The following is a 22,361-nucleotide window of genomic DNA, read 5'->3' as shown; positions in this document are numbered from 1 at the left end:
GCGAAGCCGATCAACTTGTTATGAAATTGTAAGCACTACTTGCAAATGATCTTTGGCAGGTACGCGAAATATCAATGGAATGCTCGTCCGCACCGACGAGACTATGAACTCAGGAAGAATCAATGAAGATGGCGAAGTCTCCGGCCGCTCCGTTAATCAAGGCATTGGGCGACTATAAAAGCATTCTGATCAGCGTCGGTTGTTTCACCGCGTTGATCAACGTGCTGATGCTGGTGCCGTCGATCTACATGCTGCAAGTTTACGACCGGGTGCTGTCGTCACAGAACGAAACCACTCTGGCGATGCTGTCGTTGATGGTGGTCGGGTTCTTCGCCTTCATCGGCCTGCTGGAAGTGATCCGCAGCTTTATCGTCATCCGCATCGGCAGCCAGCTGGAGCGGCGCTTCAATCTGCGCGTCTATCAGGCCGCGTTCGAGCGCAACCTGTTCAAGGGCGAGGGTAACGCCGGGCAGTCGCTGGGCGACCTGACCCACATTCGCCAGTTCGTCACCGGCCCGGCGCTGTTCGCCTTCTTCGATGCGCCGTGGTTCCCGGTCTATCTGTTTGTCATTTACCTGTTCAACGTCTGGCTCGGCGTGCTGGCGACGGCGGGCGCGTTGCTGCTGATCGCGCTCGCGTGCCTCAACGAATACATGACCAAAAAACCGCTGGGCGAAGCCGCCGGTTTCTCCCAGCAGTCGAACCAGTTGGCTACCAGCCACTTGCACAACGCCGAAACCATTCAGGCGATGGGCATGCTCGGCTCGCTGCGCAAGCGCTGGTTCGGGGTGCATTCGCGCTTCCTCGGCTTGCAGAACCAGGCCAGCGACACCGGCGCGGTGATCAGTTCGCTGAGCAAGACCCTGCGCCTGTGCCTGCAATCGTTGGTGCTGGGCCTGGGCGCGTTGCTGGTGATCAAGGGCGACATGACGGCGGGGATGATGATCGCCGGTTCGATCCTGATGGGTCGCGTACTGAGCCCGATCGACCAGCTGATCGCCGTATGGAAGCAGTGGAGCGGGGCGAAGCTGGCTTACCGGCGCCTTGATGCACTGTTGCAGGCGTTTCCGCCCAGCGACGAGGCGATGGCGCTGCCGGCACCGAAAGGCCAGATCAGCTTCGAGCAAGTCAGCGCCGGCCCGCCGGGGCAGCGTGCGGCCACTTTGCACATGGTCAATTTCACGCTGGGCGCTGGCGAAGTGCTCGGTGTGCTCGGCGCTTCAGGCTCGGGCAAGTCGACGCTGGCTCGAGTGCTGGTCGGCGTGTGGCCGGTTCTGGGCGGCACGGTGCGCCTCGACGGCGCCGATATTCACCGCTGGAACCGCGACCAGCTCGGCCCGTACATTGGTTATTTGCCGCAAGACATCGAGCTGTTCAGCGGCTCCATTGCCGAAAACATTGCACGATTCAGCGAAGCCGACCCGCAAAAAGTCGTCACCGCCGCGCAACAGGCCGGTGTCCACGAGATGATCCTGCGCCTGCCGCAGGGCTACGACACGCAACTGGGCGAGGACGGCAGCGGCTTGTCCGGTGGCCAGAAGCAACGCGTGGCCCTGGCCCGCGCGCTGTATGGCACGCCGAGTCTGGTGGTGCTCGATGAACCCAATTCCAACCTCGACACCGTCGGCGAAGCGGCATTGGCCAGCGCCATTGCGCAACTCAAGGCGCAAGGCACCACGGTGATTCTGGTCACGCACCGTTCTTCGGTGCTGGCTCAGGCTGACAAATTGCTCGTGCTCAACGATGGCCGTTTGCAGGCGTTCGGCCCGAGTCAGGATGTGCTAAAGGCACTGTCAGGTCAGCACGAACAGCAACGCGAAAAAGCTGCACAAGCACCGGGCGGGCTCAGCATGAGCCGGCAGTATCAGCCCTCGACAAGGAATTCGGGAGTATGAGCAGCGCCAGCATGAACACTGAAAACGAAGCGAACATGGAACACGCCTACCTCACCGAGCGCCCGGAACGCGATGCGAAATTCTTCGCACGCCTGGGCTGGATTCTGGCCATCGTCGGCGCTGGCAGTTTCTTCACCTGGGCGGCATTGGCGCCGCTGGATCAGGGCATTCCGGTGCAGGGCACCGTGGTGGTGTCGGGCAAACGCAAGGCTGTGCAGTCGATGAGCAGCGGCGTGGTCAGCCGTATTCTGGTGCGCGAAGGCGAGATCGTGAAGCAGGGCCAGCCGTTGTTCCGCCTTGACCAGACGCAAGTGGCTGCCGATGTGCAATCGCTGCAGGCGCAGTACCGCATGGCTTGGGCCAGCCTCGCGCGCTGGCAGGCCGAGCGCGACAACCTCAAACAAGTGACCTTTCCGCCTGAATTGAGCAACGACCCGGACCCGCGCCTGGCGCTGGTGCTGGAAGGCCAGCGGCAACTGTTCAGCAGCCGCCGCGAAGCCTTCTCCCGGGAACAAGCGGCACTGCGCGCCAATATCGAAGGCGCCACCGCGCAACTGGCCGGCATGCGCCGCGCGCGTAGCGACCTCAATGCCCAGGCCAGTTCCTTGCAGCAACAACTGAGCAACCTGCAACCGCTGGCCGACAACGGCTACATCCCGCGCAACCGCTTGATGGACTACCAGCGGCAACTGTCGCAGGTGCAGCAGCAGTTGGCGGAAAACACCGGTGAAAGCGGGCGCGTGGAGCAGGGCATCCTTGAATCGCGCCTGAAGTTGCAGCAGCACGGCGAGGAATACCAGAAGGAAGTGCGTACGCAACTGGCCGATGCGCAGCTGAAAAGCGTGACGCTGTCCGAACAGCTGACCTCCGCCGGTTTCGACCTGCAACACAGCGAGATCCTCGCCACCGCCGATGGCGTGGCGGTCAACCTCGGTGTGCACACCGAAGGCGCTGTGGTGCGTCAGGGCGAAACCCTGCTGGAAATCGTTCCGCAAGGCACCACCCTGGAAGTGGAGGGGCACTTGCCGGTCAACCTGATCGACAAGGTCGGCACGCATTTGCCGGTGGACATTCTGTTTACCGCGTTCAACCAGAGCAAAACCCCGCGCGTGCCCGGCGAAGTCAGCCTGATCTCCGCCGACCAGATGGTCGATGAGAAAACCGGCGTGCCGTATTACGTGTTGCGCAGCAGCGTCGGCGATCAGGCCATGGAAAAGCTCAACGGCCTGGTGATCAAACCCGGCATGCCGGCGGAAATGTTCGTGCGCACCGGTGAGCGTTCACTCCTCAACTATTTGTTCAAACCGCTGCTCGATCGCGCCGGTTCTGCGTTGACCGAGGAATAAGGATGTTCGGCTGTATGAAAAAGCTTTGCATGCTGGGGGCCGCAATGACGCTGCTCGCGAGTCACTCGGCAGTCGCGGCCATGGGGCCATTCGAGATTTACGAACAGGCGTTGCGCAACGATCCGGTGTTTCTCGGTGCGATCAAGGAACGCGATGCCGGCCTGGAAAACCGCGTGATTGGCCGCGCCGGCCTGCTGCCTCGGATCGGCTACACCTACAACAAGGGCCGCAACTCGTCCAAGGCGACGTCTCTGGATGATCGTGCGCGCAATCGTACTGATGAGCGCAACTACAACAGCTACGGCTCGGCGCTCACGGTGCAGCAACCGCTGCTCGATTACGAGGCTTATGCGGCGTATCGCAAAGGTGTGGCGCAGTCGTTGTTCGCCGACGAAGCGTTTCGCGGCAAGAGTCAGGAACTGTTGGTGCGCGTGCTGGATAACTACACCAAAGCCTTGTTCGCCCAGGACCAGATCGACATCGCCCAGGCGAAGAAGAAGGCCTACGAACAGCAGTTCCAGCAGAACGAACACATGTTCAAGCAGGGCGAGGGCACGCGCACCGATATTCTCGAAGCCGAGTCACGCTATGAGCTGGCGACTGCCGAGGAAATCGAAGCGCGCAACGAGCAGGATGCCGCGTTGCGCGAGCTGGGCGCGCTGGTCGGCGTGCCGGCGGTGGACATCGGCGATCTGGCGCCGCTTGGTCAGCAATTCCAGACCTTCACCCTGCAACCGGCCAATTTCGACACTTGGCATGAACTGGCGATCAGCAATAACCCGAACCTCGCTTCGCAGCGTCAGGCCGTGGAAGTGGCGCGCTATGAAGTCGAGCGCAACCGCGCCGGGCATCTGCCGAAAGTCAGTGCTTATGCCTCGATGCGCGACAACGAGTCGGAAAGCGGCAACACCTATAACCAGCGCTACGAAACCAACACCATCGGCCTGGAAGTCAGCGTGCCGCTGTACGCCGGCGGCGGCGTGTCGGCGTCGACGCGCCAGGCCAGCCGCACCATGGAACAGGCCGAATATGAACTGGATGGCAAGACCCGCGAAACCTTGATCGAACTGCGCCGCCAGTTCAGCGCCTGCCTGTCCGGGGTGAGCAAATTGCGTGCTTATCAGAAGGCTTTGAAGTCGGCCGAGGCGCTGGTGGTCTCGACCCGACAAAGCATTCTGGGCGGCGAACGCACCAATCTCGATGCGTTGAACGCCGAGCAGCAACTGTTCACCACCCGCCGCGACTTGGCCCAGGCACGCTACGACTACCTGATGGCCTGGACCAAATTGCATTACTACGCCGGGACGCTGAATGAGCAGGATCTGGCGCGGGTGGACGAAGCATTTGTGGTCGCGCAACAGCCCTCACCCTGAGCGAGGGGGGAACGGGCGACATCGCTATCAGCCCTGAACAAAACAACAAAAACGAGAGTCATGACCATGGACGTACGCATCAAACCGATTTCGCTCGGCACGCTATTGCTGGTGACCTCGGCAGCGCAGGCGCAATACCTGGAACCCGGCCAGCCCGGCAATCCGGCCAGTTGGCGCAGTGCCGAGTTCCTGCGTGACTGGGGCCTGCAACGCATGCAGGCCGATCAGGCCTACGCTGCCGGCATTACCGGCAAGGGCGTGAAAATCGGCGCGCTCGATTCCGGTTTCGATGGCGCCCACCCCGAATTCTCCGCCGACCGTTATCACCCGGTAACCGCCAGCGGCAGCTACGTCGATGGCTCAGCGTTCAACGTCGACGGCACGCTCAACCCCAACAACGATTCCCACGGCACCCACGTGGTCGGCACCATGGGCGCCGCCCGTGACGGCAGCGGCATGCACGGGGTGGCGTACAACGCGCAAATCTACGTCGGCAACACCAACAAGAACGACAGTTTCCTCTTCGGCCCCAGCCCTGATCCGCGTTATTTCAAAGCGGTCTACGACAGCCTCGCCGATGCCGGGGTTCGAGCGATCAACAACAGTTGGGGCAGTCAGCCGCCGGATGTCAGCTATCGCACCCTGGCGGATCTGCATGCCGCCTACGCGCAGCACTGGAACAAGGGCACCTGGCTCGACGCCGCTGCCGATGTTTCCCGGCGCGGCGTGATCAATGTCTTCAGCGCCGGCAACAGCGGCTACCCGAATGCCAGCGTACGTTCGGCGCTGCCGTACTTTCAGCCGGATCTGGAAGGTCACTGGCTGGCGGTGTCCGGGCTCGATCAGAGCAATCAGCAGAAGTACAACCAGTGCGGCATCGCCAAATACTGGTGCATCACCACGCCGGGGGCGAAGATCGACAGCACCATTCCCGGCGGCGGCTACGCGATCAAATCCGGTACTTCGATGGCGGCGCCGCACGCGACCGGCGCCCTGGCGCTGGTGATGGAGCGTTATCCGTACATGAACAACCAGCAGGCGCTCGAAGTGCTGCTGACCACCGCCACCCAGCTCGATGGCTCGATCACCGACGCACCGAACGAGCGCGTCGGTTGGGGCGTCGCCAATCTCAATCGGGCGATGCGCGGGCCGGGGCAATTGCTCGGTGCGTTCGACGCGAATCTGGGGGCAGGGCAGCGCGATGTCTGGAGCAATGACATCTCCGACAAGGCGCTGCTCCAGCGCCAGCGCGAAGATCTCGCCGAGCACAGCGCCTGGCAGCAAACCCTGCAGGACAAAGGCTGGGAGAACGGTGTCCCGGCCGGCGCCAGTCAACAGGACCAGACCGATTACGCCGTCGGCATGTTGCGTGATGCGGCAGCGGCAAACCGTGTGTATGAGGGCAGCCTGATCAAGTCCGGCGCCGGGCAATTGCTGCTCAGTGGCGTAAACACCTATCGCGGCCCGACCACCGTCAACGGCGGTCTGCTGACCGTCAACGGTTCGCTGACTTCAGCGGTCACCGTCAACGACAGCGGCACCCTCGGCGGCTCTGGACGCATCGGCGCGTTGACCGCCAACAGCGGCGGCCGGGTCGCACCGGGCAATTCCATCGGCACCTTGAACGTCGCTGGTGATGTGGCACTTGCCCCGGGCTCGACTTACGCCGTCGAGCTATCGCCCACCAGCAGCGACCGCATCGTTGCCGGCGGCACGGCAACCGTCAGCGGCGCCAGCGTCAGCCTGGCGCTGGAAAACAGTCCGACCTTGCTCAGCAGCGCCGAAGCGCAAAGCCTGCTCGGTCGCCAGTACAACATCCTGCAAGCGGCCGGCGGCGTGCAGGGGCAGTTCGCTGCGGTGGTGCCGAACTACCTGTTCATCGGCGGCGCCCTCGACTACGCCGCAAGCGGCATCCAGCTGAATATCCAACGCAACGCGACCAGCTTCGCCAGCGTCGGGCAAACGCCGAACCAGCGTTCGGTGGCGGCGGCAGTCGAAGGTCTGGGCGCCGGCAATTCAGTTTACGAAAGCGTGCTTCGTGCACCGACTCAGGCCTCGGCGCAGCAAGCCTTCCAGCAACTGAGCGGCGAGATTTATCCAGCGCTGGGGACAATGCTGATCAACGACAGCCGCCAGTTGCGTGATGCGGTCGGCGAGCGGCTGCACGATGAATCGGCGACCCGCAGCAACGGCTGGATCAAAGCCCTCGGCGCCTGGGGCAGCACCGATTCGGGCCACGACACGGCCGGCTACAACACCTCGATCGGCGGCCTGCTGGCGGGGGTCGACGGCGCGCTGGACGAGCAGACCCGCATCGGTCTGGTCACCGGTTACAGCGACAGTTCGTTGAACATGGGCTCGGGCACGCATTCCTCGGCGAAAGTCGACAGCTACCACCTTGGCGCTTACGCCGGGCACGACATCGGCGCCTGGCGCTTGAGCACTGGCGCGGCCTACAGCTGGCATCGCGGCGATGTGAAACGCGATCTGCAATACGACGAGGTCAGCGCCAAGCAGAAAGCCAAAGTTGACGCGACCACCACCCAAGTCTTCGGCGAAGCAGCGTATCGCTTGCAGCTGCAACCGTTGGCGCTGGAACCGTTCGCCAACCTGACCTACCTGCATCTGGACACCGAAGGCTTCACCGAAAAGGGCGATGCCGCTGCGCTGAAAAGCTCGGGCGATCAGCGCGATGTGGTGCTGAGCACTCTGGGCGTGCGGGCGAGCAAAACCTTCAACCTTTCCAGCCAGCAAGCGCTGGACGTCAGCGCCCGTCTCGGCTGGCAGCACAGCCTCAGCGATATCGAATCGGAGCAGCATTTGCGTTTTGCCAGCGGCGGCACGCCGTATTCCGTGGAGAGCTCGGCGCTGGTGCGTGATGCCGCACTGGTCGGCGTGCAGGCCAGTCTGGCGTTGAGCAAGGACGTGCGGGTCAACCTCGATTACAACGGCCAACTGGCCAGCCGCGAGAAGCTGCATGGCGTAGGGCTGAGTCTGAACTGGCAGTTCTGATTGCATGTGTTTGAGCCCCTGTGGCGAGGGGATTTATCCCCGCTCGACTGCGCAGCAGTCGCAAAACCTGTGTTTACGTAGGTTGGAAAAATTGCTGGGGGGTCGCTTCGCAACCCAACGGGGATGAATCCCCTCGCCACAGGTGCGGTTTGTCATTGGCTACAGCGGACAAAGGTGCCTCTCGCCACAGCTATTGAAACAACCGGATTTTTCGCAACATCACTAAGGAAGGTCGTGGATGGATAACAACAATACCCCCGCGCAATCGGGTGGCCGCTTTGCCCTGAAAACCCTGACAGTCGCCATGCTCTGTGCCAGTGCGATGGCGCAGGCAGCGCCTTACGTTGAGAACGGCCGCAGCGGCGACCCGTCGAGCTGGCGCAGCAATGAATTCAAGGCTGACTGGGGGTTGGGCGCGATCGGCGCGGATTACGCCTACGCCGCCGGCTACACCGGCAAAGGCGTGAAGCTGGGCATCTTCGATCAGCCGGTCTACGCCGCACATCCGGAGTTCTCCGGCAGCAACAAAGTAGTCACCCTGGTCACCAGCGGCATTCGCGAATACACAGACCCGTACATCCCGGTAAAGGCCGGTGATGCGTTTCTCTATGACGGTTCGCCCTCGGTCGGCTCCAACGGCAAGCTCGGCGCCCATGGCACGCACGTCGGCGGCATCGCGGCGGGCAGTCGCGACGGCGGGGTGATGCACGGTGTTGCATTCGGTGCGCAGATCATCAGCGCCGATAACGGCGACCCAGGCCCGGAAGACGGCATCGTGCGCGGCAACGATGGTGCGGTGTACAAGGCCGGTTGGGATGCGCTGATCGCCAGCGGTGCGCGGATCATCAACAACAGCTGGGGCATCGGCATCACCGACCGCTTCGACCTCGGCGGCCGCGATCCGGCGTATCCGCACTTCACCGTCAACGATGCGCAGTTGCAGTTCAACGAAATCCGCACCCTGCTCGGCACCAAACCCGGTGGGGCCTACGACGGCGCGATTGCCGCCGCACGCAGCGGCATCGTCACCATTTTCGCCGCCGGCAACGACTACAACCTGAACAATCCCGACGCCATTGCCGGCCTGGGTTATTTCGTCCCGGACATCGCGCCGAACTGGATCACCGTCGCCGCGTTGCAGCAGAACCCGGACACCGCCAGCGCCAATCCGTACGTGATCAGCACGTTCTCCTCGCGCTGCGGCTACACGGCGAGTTACTGCGTCTCGGCGCCGGGCACCAAGATCTACAGCTCGATCATCGAAGGCACCAACGCCGGCAACCTGACCACCAGCTACGCCAATTACAACGGCACCTCGATGGCGGCGCCGCATGTCGCTGGTTCCATTGCCGTACTGATGGAGCGTTTTCCGTACATGAGCGGCGACCAAGTCGCCAGCGTGTTGCGCACCACCGCCACCGACCTCGGCGCACCGGGCATCGACGCCTTGTACGGTTGGGGCATGATCAACCTGCGCAAGGCCATCGACGGCCCGGCGATGTTCGTGACCGAGCAGGACATTCCCGAGGAATTCCGCGTGCAGGGCGCTTACGGCTCCGGCCAGTTCGTGGCTGACTTGCCGGGCATCGGTGCGATCATCGATCAGGGCAAACCGACCGAGCGGGTGTGCAGCGATATCACGTGCGGCCTCGACACCTGGCGCAACGACATCGGCGGCCACGGCGGTCTGACCAAGCAAGGCATCGGCACCCTGGTGCTGACCGGCAACAACACTTACAGCGGTCCGACACTGGTCAATCAGGGTCGACTGGCCATCAACGGTTCGCTGCAATCGGCGGTCACCGTCAACAATGGCGGCATCCTCGGCGGCAATGGCCGCATCGGCGCGCTGGCAGTGAACAGCGGCGGTACAGTGGCGCCGGGCAACTCCATCGGCACCCTGAACGTCGCCGGTGACGTGACTTTCGCGCCGGGTTCGACCTACGCCGTAGAGCTGTCACCAACCAGCAGCGATCAGATCATCGCAGGCGGCAAAGCCGTCATCGACGGCGCCACGGTGAGCCTGTCGCTGGAAAACAGCCCGACCCTGCTCAGCACCGGCGAAGTGCAAAGCCTGCTCGGCACCCGCTACAACATCCTGCAAGCGGCGGGTGGCATTGAAGGGCGCTTCGGTCAGGTCTTGCCGAATTACGCCTTCCTCGGCGGCACTCTGGATTACTCGGCGGGCGGCATTCAACTGGCGGTGGGGCGCAATGAGGCATCATTCGCCAGCGTCGGTCTTACGCCGAACCAGCGCGCCGTTGGTGCGGCTGCCGAACGTCTGGGGGCGGGCAATGCGCTGTTCGAAACCCTGTTGCTGTCGCCCAACGCGGCGTCGGCGCAGCAGGCCTTTCAACAGTTGTCCGGCGAGATTCACCCGGCCATCGGCACGCTGCTGATCAACGACAGCCGCTACCTGCGCGAAGCCGTCGGCGAGCGCCTGCGTGAGCGTGATCTGTTCAATGCCGATGCGCCGACTGATGATCGCAGCAACGTCTGGGTCAAGGTCCTCGGCTCGTGGGGCGAGAGTGACGGCGGACACGACAATGCCGATTCCAACAGCTCCATCGGTGGGCTGCTGGCCGGTGTCGACGGTCTGATTGCTGAAGATACCCGTCTCGGTTTCGTCACCGGTTACAGCGACAGTTCGTTGAGCATGGGCGGCGGCACGCATTCGTCGGCGTCGGTCGACAGCTACCACTTGGGTGCGTATCTGGGGCATGAAATCGACGCGTTGCGCCTGACGGTCGGCGGCGCCTACAGCTGGCATCGTATCGATGTGAAACGCGATCTGCAGTTCGGCGACGTCAGCGGCAAACAGAAAACCAAGCGTGACGCGACCACCGCGCAAGTGTTCACCGAGGCCGCATACGATCTGGGCCTGCAACCGATGAACCTGGAGCCGTTCGCCAATCTGTCCTACGTGCACCTCAACACCGACAGCTTCACCGAAAAGGGTGACGCTGCCGCGCTCAAGGGTGGTGAAGACAATCGCGACGTGGTGCTGTCGACCCTCGGCGTGCGCGCCAAGCGCAGCTTCGCTGTGTCGGACAAGCATCAGCTGGAACTGGGCGCAAGCCTCGGCTGGCAGCACAACCTGAGCAGCGTCGATGCCGACAGCCATCTGGCCTTCGCCAACGGCAATAGCGCCTTCACCGTGCAGAGCGTGTCGATGGATCGTGACGCTGCCGTGGTCGGCGTGCGCGCAGGGCTGGCGCTCAATCGCGACGTGCGGGTCAACCTTGACTACAACGGCCTGATCGGCTCGAACGAGAAAGATCACGGCGTCGGTCTGACCCTCGACTGGCAGTTCTGAGGCGTAACCGGCAGCGCTTGATGGGCTGCCGGTTTTTCAAGAAAAGGGAGCGCTGCACATGGGATTGTTCGATTACAAAAATGCCGACGGCAAAGGGTTGTACAGCGACGCCATCGCACTGACGCTGTATGCCTACACGCCCACCGGCAAACCGTTGCCGGCCACCGCGTGGGCTCCGGTCGCCGCGACGGCGCTGGGCTATCAGGGCAAGGTCGGCGCGCAAGGCACGTTCTTCGGGGAACAGGATGGCTTCACCAGCGCCGAGGCCGAAGTGCTCGGCAAGTACGACGCCGCTGGCAAATTGATCGGCCTCGGCATTGCCTTTCGCGGCACCGGCGGGCTGGGTTACAGCGACACTTTCGGCGATCTGAAAAACAATCTGCTCGCGGCGGTCGGGCCATCGGATTACGCGAGCAATTACGCCAAAAACGCGTTCGACAATCTGCTCAAGGCCGTCGCCGCTTTCGCGATTGCCAACGGTGTTGCTGCCAAGGACGTATTGATCAGCGGCCACAGCCTCGGTGGGCTCGGGGTTAACAGCGTTGCTGAATTGAGCGGGGACAACTGGGGCGGCTTCTACAAGGATGCCAATTACATCGCCTTCGCCTCGCCGACCCAGAGTTCCGGCAGCCAGGTGCTCAATATCGGTTTCGAAAACGATCCGGTATTCCGTGTGCTCGATGGCACCACGTTCAGTACGGCGTCGATAGGCAAGCACGACAAGCCCCACGAATCGACTACCGACAACCTCGTCAACTTCACCGATAACTACGCCTCCACGGCGCAGAACCTGGTGCCGTTCAGCATCGCCAACCCGCTGAACTGGTCGGCGCACAGTTCACTGGGCTACGCCGATGGCTTGAATCGGGTGATCGATTCGGCGTTCTACAACCTGACCGAGCGCGACTCGACAATCATCGTCGCCAATCTCGACGAGGCATCGCGGAGCAAGACCTGGGTCGAGGACCTGGGGCGCAGCGGCGAGCCGCACAGCGGCAGCACCTTCATCATCGGCACGCAGAGCAGCGACTGGCTCAAGGGCGGGGCGGGTAACGATTTCCTTGAAGGACTGGGTGGCGATGATCATTTTCGCGATGACGGCGGCTACAACGTCATTTTCGGCGGGCAGGGCCATAACACCTTCGAACTGCAGAAACCGTTGCAGAACTTCAGCTTCGCCAACGACGGCGACGGCACGCTGTATGTGCGCGACGCCTACGGCGGCATCAGCCTGACCCGCGACATCGGCGCGCTGGTCAGCAAAGAGGCCGGTTCGTGGTGGGGCAGCAAGGAGATCACCTGGGGCGTCACCGCCAAGGGCCTGAGCAACGGCAGCGAACTGACCCAGTACAACCATTCGCTCAGCGGTGATGGCTACGGCAATGCCTTGCATGCCACGGCCGATGGCGACTGGCTGTTTGGCCTTGGTGGCGATGATCAACTGATCAGCGACAAGTCGCAGGTGACTTTCGTGGGTGGCGCCGGCAACGACGTGATGACGGCGGTGGGTGGGCACAACACCTTCCTGTTCAGCGGCGCGTTTGGTTTCGATGCGATCAATGGTTATCAGGGCAGCGACAAACTGCTGTTCATGGGCGTGGAGGGAGCGGGGCAGGGTTATGACTACAAACAGCATGCCGCGCAGTCCGGCGCGGATACCGTGCTGAAGGTCGGCGATTTTGCCGTGACGCTGATTGGCGTCGGCGTGACTGACCTGACGGACTCGAGTTTCGTCTTCGCCTGATTCCGAAGTTGCAGGAGATCTCATTGTGGGAGCGAGCCTGCTCGCGAAAGCGGTGGGTCAGGCGATTGTGATGTTGAATGTGCTGCCGCCTTCGCGAGCAGGCTCGCTCCCACAGGTACGGCGTACACATGACATTTGAGGGACCATTGAACGACAAATGAAATGCTCCAGAGCCTCGCGCTCTGGCTGTGAGCTATCTCTGACAATTCCAACAAAAGAGAGGCAATGGCAATGGGTGTATACGACTACAAGAACTTCGGCACAGCCGATTCCAAGGCGCTGTTCAGTGATGCCATGGCGATCACGCTGTATTCCTATCACAACCTCGATAACGGCTTCGCCGCCGGTTATCAGCACAACGGCTTCGGCCTGGGCCTGCCGGCGACGCTGGTCACCGCGCTGATTGGCGGCACCGATTCGCAAGGGGTGATCCCCGGTATCCCGTGGAATCCCGACTCGGAAAAACTCGCCCTCGAGGCCGTACAGAAGGCCGGCTGGACGCCGATCAGCGCTGCGCAATTGGGCTACGACGGCAAGACTGATGCACGCGGGACGTTCTTCGGCGAGAAGGCCGGCTACACCAGCGCGCAGGTGGAAATCCTCGGCAAATACGACGCCCAGGGGCATCTCACCGAACTGGGTATCGCCTTTCGCGGCACCAGCGGTCCGCGCGAAATCCTCATTGGTGATTCGATTGGCGATGTGATCAACGATTTGCTCGCGGCGTTCGGCCCGGCCGATTACGCAAAAAACTACGTCGGCGAAGCTTTCGGCAATCTGCTCAACGATGTCGTCGCCTTCGCCCGGGCCAACGGCGTCAGCGGCAAGGACGTACTGGTCAGCGGTCATAGCCTGGGCGGCCTGGCGGTGAACAGCATGGCTGACTTGAGCGCTGGCAAGTGGGGCGGTTTCTTCGCCGACTCCAACTACATCGCCTACGCCTCGCCGACCCAGAGCAGCGGCGACAAGGTGCTGAATATCGGCTACGAAAACGACCCGGTGTTTCGCGCCCTCGACGGTTCGACCTTCAGCAGTGCCTCGGTGGGTGTGCACGATGCGCCGCACACATCCACCACCGACAACATCGTCAGTTTCAACGATCACTACGCCTCGAACGCCTGGAACGTGCTGCCGTATTCGATACTGAATGTCCCGACGTGGATTTCGCACCTGCCCACTGGCTACGGCGACGGCATGACCCGCGTGCTGGAATCGAAGTTCTACGACCTGACCAGCCGCGACTCGACGATCATCGTCGCCAACCTGTCCGACCCGGCGCGGGCAAACACTTGGGTACAGGACCTCAACCGTAACGCCGAAACCCACAAGGGCAGCACCTTCATCATCGGCAGTGACGGCAACGACCTGATCCAGGGCGGCAGCGGCAATGACTATCTCGAGGGCCGCGCCGGCAATGACAGCTTCCGCGACAACGGCGGCTACAACGTCATTCTGGGCGGGCAGGGCAACAACACGCTCGACTTGCAGCAAACAGTGAAGAACTTTGATTTCGCCAACGACGGTGCCGGCAACCTGTACATCCGCGATGCCAACGGCGGGATCAGCATCACCCGCGACATTGGCAGCATTGTCAGCAAAGAGCCGGGGTTTCTCTGGGGCGTGTTCAAGGACGACGTGTTGCACAGCGTCACGGCCACGGGGCTGAAAGTCGGCAGCAACCTCACCGCTTATGAATCGAACGTAAAAGGCACGGCCGGTGCTGACATGCTCAAGGCGCATGCCGGCGGTGACTGGCTGTTCGGGCTGGAGGGCAATGACCATTTGCTCGGCGGTGCGGGCAATGACGTGTTTGTCGGTGGCGCTGGCAATGACTTGCTGGAATCGGGCGGCGGGGCGGATACGTTTCTGTTCAATGGCGCGTTTGGCCAGGATCGTGTGGTTGGCTATACGGCCGATGACAAACTGGTGTTTCTTGGCGTGCAGGGGGTGTTGCCGGGGGATGATTTGCGCGCCCATGCGTCGGCGGTCGGGCAGGACACCGTGCTGACGTTTGGCGGGGATTCGGTGACGTTGGTGGGGGTGGCGCTGGGGAGTTTGAGCGCCGACGGGGTGGTTATCGCCTGAGGTTGATGCGGGGCCTGTGCCGGCCCCTTCGCGAGCAGGCGCGCTCCCACAGGGGATTTGTGAACGACGTAGATCCAGTGTGGGAGCGAGCCTGCTCGCGAAAAACGATCATTCAAGCAAAGTCAGTCTTCCTTGCGCACGGTCGCGACTTCATCGGCGCGAACCTTGACCTTGGCGCCGGAAATATCCTCGAACTCATAGAAACCGTCCTCGGTCTCAGTCTTCGGCATGTCCTCAGTCAGGTACTGGGTGCCGTTCTGCAGCGTCACCACGGTCTGGGTCGAACAGCCGCCCAGCGCCAACAGGGCGGCGACCGCTACAGGAATACCCAGCATCTTGATTTTCATACCCACCTCTGACTCCTTGCTTGAATGTGATTGCGGGCATTGTCGGCCCTGTAACGCGGTTGGTGCCAGCAGCGGCGGAAAAGTTCGATGGCGGCACGAAAAAATGCCATTGATCTTTTTCCGTTTGCGCCGGGCGGGGCTGAGCTGGTATCTGTACGCATAACCAGTGTTCGCTTGCCGTGGCTTTGAATTCCCGTGACCTCCAACCCTCTCGACGATCCGTTCTATTACCTCAACAACTTCCGGCAAGTGCTTGATTGGCTCGGGCTTCGCTATGCCGATGTGATGAGCGCAAGCGAGCACGGCTTCATCCGCGACTTCAATACGCTGCCGCAAGCCTCGCAGGGATTGCTGGTACGCATGGTCATGCGCAAGGGCATTCACTTTCGCGCGAGCAAACTCAATTACCTGGAAATCGGCGACATCGCTGAGGCGGCGCAGCCGTTGCTCGACCACGGCTGGCTCGACGAACACGCTGCGCTGACCCTGGCAGAGCTGTTTGATGTCCTGCTCAAGGCAGAGCTGCTGCAAGCGTTCGGCACCTTTATCGGTCAACCGAAAGGGCGCAAGGACGAGTGGCTGCCGGTGCTGACCGAACAGTTCAGCGAGGCGCAGACCCTGCGCGGCTGGGCGCCGCAACTGGCTGATCGGCTGTTCAGCCTGACCCTGATGGACCTGTGCGATCGCCTGCGGCTGATGTTCTTCGGCAATCTGTATCAGGATTGGTCGGAGTTCGTGCTGGCCGATCTGGGCATCTTCACTTATGAAAAAGTCGAGTTCTGCGCTGACTCCCGAGGCCTGCGCAGTCGTGAAGACGTCGACGCCTGCCTGTTCCTGCATCAATGCCAACTGCGTTTCGAGGCGGGTGAACCGCTGGCGGAAATCGTCGAACAGATCAACGCCGTGCAGTTCGACAACCCGTGGCTGCGCCGCCGGCAAGCCAAGGCGTTGTTCCAGATCGGCCAGTATGCCGAGCGCATCGGCGACTTTGCGCTGGCCCTGAGTGTTTACCGCGACTGCGCGTATCCGGGCGCACGGCTGCGCATGATCCGTGTGCTCGAACGCTGCGGCGAATACGCGCTGGCGCTGGAGCTCGGCACGCTGGCCGAACAGGCACCGCAAAGCGCGGCCGAGCAACAAGGTTTGCAACGCATCGTCCCGCGTCTGCGGCGTAAACTCGGTGGCCCGCCGCTCAAGCGTGCCAAGGCCAGAGAGGTCGAGCGCCTCGACTTGCATTTGCCGCGCATCGATCCGGCGCGGTCGGTGGAGTTTCATGTGCAAGCGCACTTGCACGCCGATGACGGCCCGGTGCATTACGTCGAGAACAGCCTGATCAATTCGCTGTTTGGCCTGTTGTGCTGGCCGGCGATCTTCGCGCCGTTACCGGGTGCGTTTTTCCACCCGTTCCAGCGCGGCCCGGTGGATCTGCTCAGCGAAGATTTCCTCGAGCGCCGTGCCGAGCTGTTTCAGGCCTGCCTGGGCGAACTCGACGACGGCCGCTACGCCGAGACCATCCGCCAGCGCTTCGTCGACAAGTGGGGCATTCAGTCGCCATTCGTGTTCTGGGGCGCGCTCAACGAAGACTTGCTGGAACAGGCGCTGGGCTGTTTGCCCGCCGAACACTTGAAACACTGGTTCAATCGCCTGCTGCTCGACATCAAGGCCAACCGCGCCGGCATGCCGGACCTGATCCAGTTCTGGCCGCAGCACAAGACCTACCGCATGATCGAAGTCAAAGGCCCCGGCGACCGCTTGCAGGACAATCAGCTGCGCTGGCTGGAGTTCTGCCACGAGCATCAAATGCCGGTGGCCGTGTGTTACGTGCAATGGGCGGAGCAGAGCGCTTGAGCTACAGCGTTGCCGTGCGTGCACTGTGCGAGTTCACCGCCAAGACCGGTGACCTCGACCTGCGCTTCACCCCGTCACCGACCGCGCTGGAAGGCATCGTCGGCCATCGCACCGTGGCCTCGCGACGCAGCGAGCAGTACCAGAGCGAAGTCGCACTGCAAGGCGAATTCGGCGAGCTGAAGGTCAAGGGCAGGGCGGATGGCTACGACCCGGCGCAAAACTGCCTGGAAGAAGTCAAAACCTATCGCGGCGATCTGAGCAGGCAGCCGGCCAATCACCGCCAGTTGCACTGGGCGCAGGCGAAAATCTACGGCTGGTTGATGTGCCAGAAACTGCAATTGCAGCAGATCAATCTGGCGCTGGTGTATTTCGACGTCGTCAGCGAAAAGGAAACCTGCCTGGTTGAATCCCACAGCGCCGAGTCGCTTCAGGGTTTTTTTGCGCAGCAGTGCGGTTCGTTCCTGCAATGGGCCGAGCAGGAAATGGCCCATCGCGAAGCGCGCAATCTGGCCGCGCAACAACTGCCGTTCCCGCACGCGGATTTTCGTCCCGGCCAACGGCATTTGGCCGAATCAGTGTTCAAAGCCGTCAGCACCGGCCGCTGCCTCATGGCCCAGGCGCCGACCGGCATCGGCAAAACCCTTGGCACGCTGTTTCCGATGCTCAAGGCCTTGGCGCCGCAGCAACTGGACAAGGTGTTCTTTCTCACCGCCAAGACTCCCGGGCGCAAGCTGGCGCTGGATGCCAGCCAGGTGTTGTTCAGGCAAACGCCGGACTTGCCGCTGCGGGTGATGGAAATGGTTGCTCGCGACAAAGCCTGCGAACACCCGGACAAGGCCTGTCATGGCGAATCCTGTCCGCTGGCCCAGGGTTTTTACGATCGCTTGCCGGCCGCCCGCGAAGCCGCCAGCCGCATCAACCTGCTCGATCAGGCGGCGATGCGTGAAGTCGCCGCGCAGCACAGCGTGTGCCCGTACTACCTCAGTCAGGAAATGGCCCGTTGGGCGGATGTGGTGGTTGCCGACTACAACTATTACTTCGACTTCAGCGCGCTGCTGTTCGGTCTGGCCCTGCTCAATCAGTGGAAAGTCGCGGTGCTCGCCGACGAGGCGCACAACCTGGTCGAACGCGGCCGGCAAATGTACAGCGCCAGTCTCGACCAGTTCACCCTCGCCAGCGTGCGCAAAACCGCGCCGGCAGCGCTGAAGAATGCCCTGCAGCGGGTCAACCGTGAATGGAACGCGCTGCATGCGCCGCAACTGGCGGCCTATCAGGCCTACGACAAGGCGCCGGACAAGCTCCTGCACGCCATTTCGCTGTGTTGCGCGGCCATTGGCGATTACCTCAACGAACATCCGCAAGGCCTCGACAGCGGTCTGCAGAACTTCTATTTCGACTTGCTGCAATTTGCCCGGGTCGCCGAGCTGTACGACGAGCATTACCTGTTCGATATCAGCAAACGCGACCTCGACCGCAAGCGTCCACTCTCGCAACTTTGCCTGCGCAACGTGGTGCCGGCCGCGTTCATCGGCCCGCGCCTGAGCGCGGCGCGCAGCAGCGTGCTGTTCTCGGCCACGCTGAGCCCGCGCAACTATTACGCCGACCTGCTCGGCACGCCCGCCGACACGGTGTGCATCGACGTCGAATCGCCGTTCAGCGCCGAGCAGTTGCAGGTGCACATCGTCAGCCAGATCTCCACGCGTTTTAACCATCGCCAGGCCTCGCTGGAGCCTATTGTCGAGCTGATCGCGCGCCAGTTCAGCGAGCGCCCGGGCAATTACCTGGCGTTCTTCAGCAGTTTCGATTACCTGCAACAGGTCGCGACCTTATTGGCCGAGCGCCATCCGCACATCACCCAGTGGCTGCAATCGCGGGGCATGGCCGAGGGCGCGCGGCAGGCGTTTCTCGACCAGTTCAGCGCCGACAGCCGGGGCGTCGGGTTTGCGGTGCTGGGCGGGGCGTTTGGCGAGGGCATCGATTTGCCCGGCGCGCGGCTGATCGGTGCGTTCATCGCCACGCTGGGGCTGGCGCAGCTCAACCCGGTCAACGAGCAGATGAAGCGGCGCATGGCCGCCATTTTTGGCGCCGGCTACGACTACACCTATCTGTACCCGGGCATGCAAAAAGTCGTACAAGCCGCCGGGCGAGTGATTCGCACCCGTGAGGATCGCGGCACGGTCATGCTCATTGATGACCGCTTTGCCGAAAGCCGCATCCAGCAACTGCTGCCGCAGTGGTGGGCAATCAAAAGCGAGCCGGCACTTTCCAAATCAGTGGATTCACGCATACTTCAGCCCATGACAGTGGCTGGTGAGTGTGATGAGTGAAAACAACAGTACCGCAGCGATCGAAGACAGCCGTTTCCGGCTGCTGATCGACGCGGTTGTCGACTATGCGATCTATATGATCGACCCCGACGGTACCATCACCAGTTGGAACTCCGGCGCCAAACGCTTCAAAGGTTATGAGGAAGCCGAAATCATCGGCGAGCACTTCTCGCGCTTCTATACACCGGAAGACCGCGCCAACGGCATGCCGCAACGGGCGCTCGACACGGCGATCCGTGAAGGTCGCTTCGAAGGCGAGGGCTGGCGCGTGCGCAAGGACGGCACGCACTTCTGGTCGCACGTGGTGATCGACCCGATCATCGACCCCAACGGCAAGCTGCTGGGGTTCGCCAAAATCACTCGCGACCTCACCGACCGCAAAATGGCCGAGGAAACCCTCAAGCAAAGCGAACAGCAGTTCCGCCTGCTGGTGCAGGGCGTTACCGATTACGCGATCTACATGCTCAGCCCCGAAGGCTGCGTCAGCAACTGGAACCAGGGCGCGCAGCGCATCAAGGGTTACCTGCCGGAAGAGATCATCGGCCAGCATTTTTCGATTTTCTACACCCCCGAAGACCGCGAACTCGGCGAGCCGCAGCGCTCGCTGGAGATTGCCACCCGCGAAGGCCGGTTCGAGAGCCGCAGTTGGCGGATGCGCAAGGACGGCACGCGGTTTCTTGCCCACGTGGTCGTCGATGCGATTCGCGGCGACACCGGCACGCTGCTCGGCTTTGCCAAGATCACCCGCGATGTGACCGAGGCCCACGAAGCGCAGCAGGCCCTGGAAAAGACCCGCGAGGCATTGTTCCAGGCGCAGAAGATGCAGGCGATCGGCCAACTCAGCGGCGGTATCGCCCATGACTTCAACAACCTGCTGACGGTGATTCTCGGCAACCTCGAGATCGTGCAGAAACGCATCGGCGACGCGCCGAAAATCGCCCGACTGCTGGAAAACGCCACCCAAGGAGCCTTGCGTGGTGTTTCGCTGACCCAGCGCATGCTGGCCTTCGCCCGGCGTCAGGAACTGAAGACCGAATCGGTGGATATCCCGCAATTGGTGCAGGGCATCACCGGGCTGCTGCGCAGTTCGCTCGGACCGGGCATTCGCATCGAAACGCGCTTTTCCGACGACCTGCAGCCAGTGCTGGCCGATAGCAATCAGCTGGAACTGGCGATCCTCAATCTCGCCACCAATGCCCGCGATGCCATGCCCGACGGCGGCACGGTGATCATTCAGGCGCAAGCCGAAGTGGTGCTGGAACAAACTCATTCGACCCTCGCGGCGGGGCGTTACGTGTGCCTGAGCCTGATCGACAGCGGCGAAGGCATGGACGAAGCCACGCTGGCCTGCGCCCGAGATCCGTTCTTCACCACCAAAGGCCTGGGCAAAGGCACCGGGCTGGGCTTGTCGATGGTGCACGGCTTTATCGAACAATTGGGCGGGCGCTTTATTCTGAAAAGCGAGAAGGGCCACGGCACGGCGGCCGAACTGTGGATTCCGGTGGCACTAGAGCAATCGACCAGTCGCCCGGCGTACAGCAACGCTGCGCCCATTGCGGTGCCGAGGCTCAGTGTGCTGGTGGTCGATGACGATTCGCTGGTGCTGACCAGCACCAGTCTGCTGCTGGAAGATCTTGGCCACCGCGTTATCGGCGCGACCTCCGGCGCCCAGGCGCTGGCGCTGTTCGATCAGGGCGAAGTCATTGATCTGGTGATCACCGACATGGCCATGCCAAAAATGAGCGGCGCGCAACTGGCCCATGCCTTGCGCATGCTCAAGCCGGATCTGCCGATCATTCTCGCCACTGGATATGCCGAACGCCTCGAGGGTTTTGCCGCTCAACTGCCGCGTCTGCCGAAACCGTTCACCCAAGCGAGTCTGGTGCAGATCATTGCCCAATCCATGAAATGACGCGCTGGTCGATCCGGCTGAACTAGTGCTGACGCGTGCCTTTCCAAAAGTCTTGTTCACTTTTGGAGGGCACGTATCTTGTCTCGCATATTGACCCAGCCAAGCGCTGTTGAAGAAGCCTTGGCTGAACACGACGCCAAGATGTTTGGCTCACCCAAGGAGCGTCTGGATTTCTATCGCCGGGAAATCCAGTACGAAACCAGCATCCTTGCCAACCGCACAGACGCCTACCTGGCGGCGCAGTCGTTTCTGGTGATCGCTTTCGCCTCGTGCATGGCCAATCTAAATCCCGAGTGGGGCAAGATGTTCACCCTTGTCGTGCCGCCGTTTCTCGCGCTGCTCGGCGTGCTCAGCTCACTGAATGCCTGGCCGGGGATTCGTGCGGCATACGACATCATCGATCACTGGCACTTCAAACAGAGCCAGTTGCTGCACAGCGAGCCGGTGATGGGCGCGGCGTATGACGAGTCACCCCTGTTCAGCGAAATGGAATCGAGCCACAAGGGCTATCGCAAGTCGCTGCTGTTCTCGGTGCGCACGCCTTGGATCTTTGCCACGTTCTGGGTGATGTTGGGGGTGTATGCGGTGTTTATTCAGGTGACCAATCCGTGAACAGATTGGTCGGCAGGTGGGGGAGGTCTTAAGCTTCGATCGGTTTTCCCCCTCACTGGCTGGAGTGAGGGGGCTGGTAACTTATCACGCGGTTTCCAGCTCACGCCGCGCAGTTATAGCATTCTGCACCGCCGTCGGAATCGGCGGGAAATCCTCATTCAGCACACACAGATGATCAATCGCATCTTCAAATTTCGCATCGGCTTTCTTGCGCAGTGCCCGGTATTGCTCAAAGCGTTCGAAGTCGGTCGGCGTCTGTTCCAGCAGCGCGTTGGCCGCTCGGTTCAGTTCGTGGGCCTCTTCGAACAGTTGACGATTGCGTTCCAGAGCCAGTGCTCTGCAAGCCTTGATTTGCGCAGGAGTCGAGCATTCGTTCATGACCGTGACCTTGTTTGTGTCGGGGTTCCGTTTAATAGGCTGTTCACCGCAGGGGAACCGAACCTGCCGGGCCGCGCTGATGATTGGCGCGGTTAAAGTTGTGACCGTTGGGTCGCGCCCGGCGATCCATTTTTTTGCAGAAAAATCTTCGATCATTTCCAGCCAA

13 protein-coding genes are annotated in these 22,361 nt (G+C 61.9%); 11 read left to right on the top strand and 2 right to left on the bottom strand.

Features of this window, described 5'->3' with window-relative positions:
- Positions 1 to 122: 122 nt before the first annotated feature.
- The 7 genes from KVG87_RS01650 (at position 123) to KVG87_RS01620 (ending at position 14,771) form a co-directional block, all read left to right on the top strand.
- Positions 123 to 1,895, top strand: a complete 1,773-nt coding sequence (locus tag KVG87_RS01650; protein WP_217848857.1) for a type I secretion system permease/ATPase — start codon at positions 123 to 125, stop codon at positions 1,893 to 1,895.
- The gene (locus KVG87_RS01645) at positions 1,892 to 3,241 is read left to right on the top strand and encodes an HlyD family type I secretion periplasmic adaptor subunit (RefSeq protein WP_217848855.1); all 1,350 of its coding nucleotides are present in this window, start codon (positions 1,892 to 1,894) and stop codon (positions 3,239 to 3,241) included. The genes KVG87_RS01650 and KVG87_RS01645 overlap by 4 nt, the downstream gene beginning before the upstream one ends.
- Positions 3,242 to 3,243: 2 nt before the next feature.
- Positions 3,244 to 4,614 (top strand): TolC family outer membrane protein, encoded by a 1,371-nt coding sequence (locus tag KVG87_RS01640; RefSeq protein WP_024013060.1) that lies wholly within the window; start codon positions 3,244 to 3,246, stop codon positions 4,612 to 4,614.
- A gap of 66 nt (positions 4,615 to 4,680) precedes the next feature.
- On the top strand, positions 4,681 to 7,626 hold the full coding sequence (gene eprS / locus KVG87_RS01635) for an autotransporter serine peptidase EprS (protein WP_217849376.1): 2,946 nt from the start codon (positions 4,681 to 4,683) through the stop codon (positions 7,624 to 7,626).
- Positions 7,627 to 7,864: 238 nt separating this feature from the next.
- Positions 7,865 to 10,942, top strand: coding sequence for an autotransporter serine protease (locus tag KVG87_RS01630; protein WP_217848853.1), 3,078 nt, complete (start codon positions 7,865 to 7,867; stop codon positions 10,940 to 10,942).
- A gap of 58 nt (positions 10,943 to 11,000) precedes the next feature.
- On the top strand, positions 11,001 to 12,686 hold the full coding sequence (locus KVG87_RS01625; protein WP_217848851.1) for a polyurethane esterase: 1,686 nt from the start codon (positions 11,001 to 11,003) through the stop codon (positions 12,684 to 12,686).
- A 231-nt stretch (positions 12,687 to 12,917) separates the two neighbouring features.
- Positions 12,918 to 14,771, top strand: coding sequence for a polyurethane esterase (locus KVG87_RS01620; RefSeq protein WP_217849374.1), 1,854 nt, complete (start codon positions 12,918 to 12,920; stop codon positions 14,769 to 14,771).
- Positions 14,772 to 14,893: 122 nt separating this feature from the next.
- Here the strand turns inward: KVG87_RS01620 and KVG87_RS01615 are convergent, their stop codons facing one another.
- Entirely contained in the window at positions 14,894 to 15,118 is a 225-nt protein-coding gene (locus KVG87_RS01615; RefSeq protein WP_016774830.1) for a YgdI/YgdR family lipoprotein, read from the bottom strand.
- Positions 15,119 to 15,313: 195 nt separating this feature from the next.
- Here KVG87_RS01615 and KVG87_RS01610 point away from each other — a divergent pair, with 195 nt between their 5' ends.
- The 4 genes from KVG87_RS01610 (at position 15,314) to KVG87_RS01595 (ending at position 21,817) form a co-directional block, all read left to right on the top strand.
- Positions 15,314 to 16,966: a VRR-NUC domain-containing protein gene (locus KVG87_RS01610; RefSeq protein ID WP_217848849.1), complete on the top strand. Its 1,653-nt coding sequence runs from the start codon at positions 15,314 to 15,316 to the stop codon at positions 16,964 to 16,966.
- The gene (locus KVG87_RS01605) at positions 16,963 to 19,293 is read left to right on the top strand and encodes an ATP-dependent DNA helicase (protein WP_217848847.1); all 2,331 of its coding nucleotides are present in this window, start codon (positions 16,963 to 16,965) and stop codon (positions 19,291 to 19,293) included. The genes KVG87_RS01610 and KVG87_RS01605 overlap by 4 nt, the downstream gene beginning before the upstream one ends.
- On the top strand, positions 19,286 to 21,205 hold the full coding sequence (locus KVG87_RS01600; protein ID WP_217848845.1) for a hybrid sensor histidine kinase/response regulator: 1,920 nt from the start codon (positions 19,286 to 19,288) through the stop codon (positions 21,203 to 21,205). The genes KVG87_RS01605 and KVG87_RS01600 overlap by 8 nt, the downstream gene beginning before the upstream one ends.
- A 78-nt stretch (positions 21,206 to 21,283) precedes the next feature.
- Positions 21,284 to 21,817 (top strand): hypothetical protein, encoded by a 534-nt coding sequence (locus KVG87_RS01595; protein ID WP_016774826.1) that lies wholly within the window; start codon positions 21,284 to 21,286, stop codon positions 21,815 to 21,817.
- 84 nt (positions 21,818 to 21,901) lie between these two features.
- On the opposite strand, the gene KVG87_RS01590 is transcribed toward KVG87_RS01595, so the two are convergent.
- Positions 21,902 to 22,351, bottom strand: coding sequence for a hypothetical protein (locus tag KVG87_RS01590; protein WP_225930732.1), 450 nt, complete (start codon positions 22,349 to 22,351; stop codon positions 21,902 to 21,904).
- Between the last annotated feature and the right edge of the window lie 10 nt (positions 22,352 to 22,361).

Source organism: Pseudomonas siliginis (assembly GCF_019145195.1).
Lineage (GTDB): Bacteria > Pseudomonadota > Gammaproteobacteria > Pseudomonadales > Pseudomonadaceae > Aquipseudomonas > Aquipseudomonas siliginis.
This window is presented reverse-complemented; position numbering and strand designations above follow the sequence as displayed.

Bases quoted from the DNA above. Each gene is read 5' to 3' on its own strand.
- KVG87_RS01650 (WP_217848857.1), top strand. From the start codon at position 123: ATGAAGATGGCGAAGTCTCCGGCCGCTCCGTTAATCAAGGCATTGGGC.
- KVG87_RS01645 (WP_217848855.1), top strand. From the start codon at position 1,892: ATGAGCAGCGCCAGCATGAACACTGAAAACGAAGCGAACATGGAACAC.
- KVG87_RS01640 (WP_024013060.1), top strand. From the start codon at position 3,244: ATGTTCGGCTGTATGAAAAAGCTTTGCATGCTGGGGGCCGCAATGACG.
- eprS (WP_217849376.1), top strand. From the start codon at position 4,681: ATGGACGTACGCATCAAACCGATTTCGCTCGGCACGCTATTGCTGGTG.
- KVG87_RS01630 (WP_217848853.1), top strand. From the start codon at position 7,865: ATGGATAACAACAATACCCCCGCGCAATCGGGTGGCCGCTTTGCCCTG.
- KVG87_RS01625 (WP_217848851.1), top strand. From the start codon at position 11,001: ATGGGATTGTTCGATTACAAAAATGCCGACGGCAAAGGGTTGTACAGC.
- KVG87_RS01620 (WP_217849374.1), top strand. From the start codon at position 12,918: ATGGGTGTATACGACTACAAGAACTTCGGCACAGCCGATTCCAAGGCG.
- KVG87_RS01615 (WP_016774830.1), bottom strand. From the start codon at position 15,118: ATGAAAATCAAGATGCTGGGTATTCCTGTAGCGGTCGCCGCCCTGTTG.
- KVG87_RS01600 (WP_217848845.1), top strand. From the start codon at position 19,286: ATGAGTGAAAACAACAGTACCGCAGCGATCGAAGACAGCCGTTTCCGG.
- KVG87_RS01590 (WP_225930732.1), bottom strand. From the start codon at position 22,351: ATGATCGAAGATTTTTCTGCAAAAAAATGGATCGCCGGGCGCGACCCA.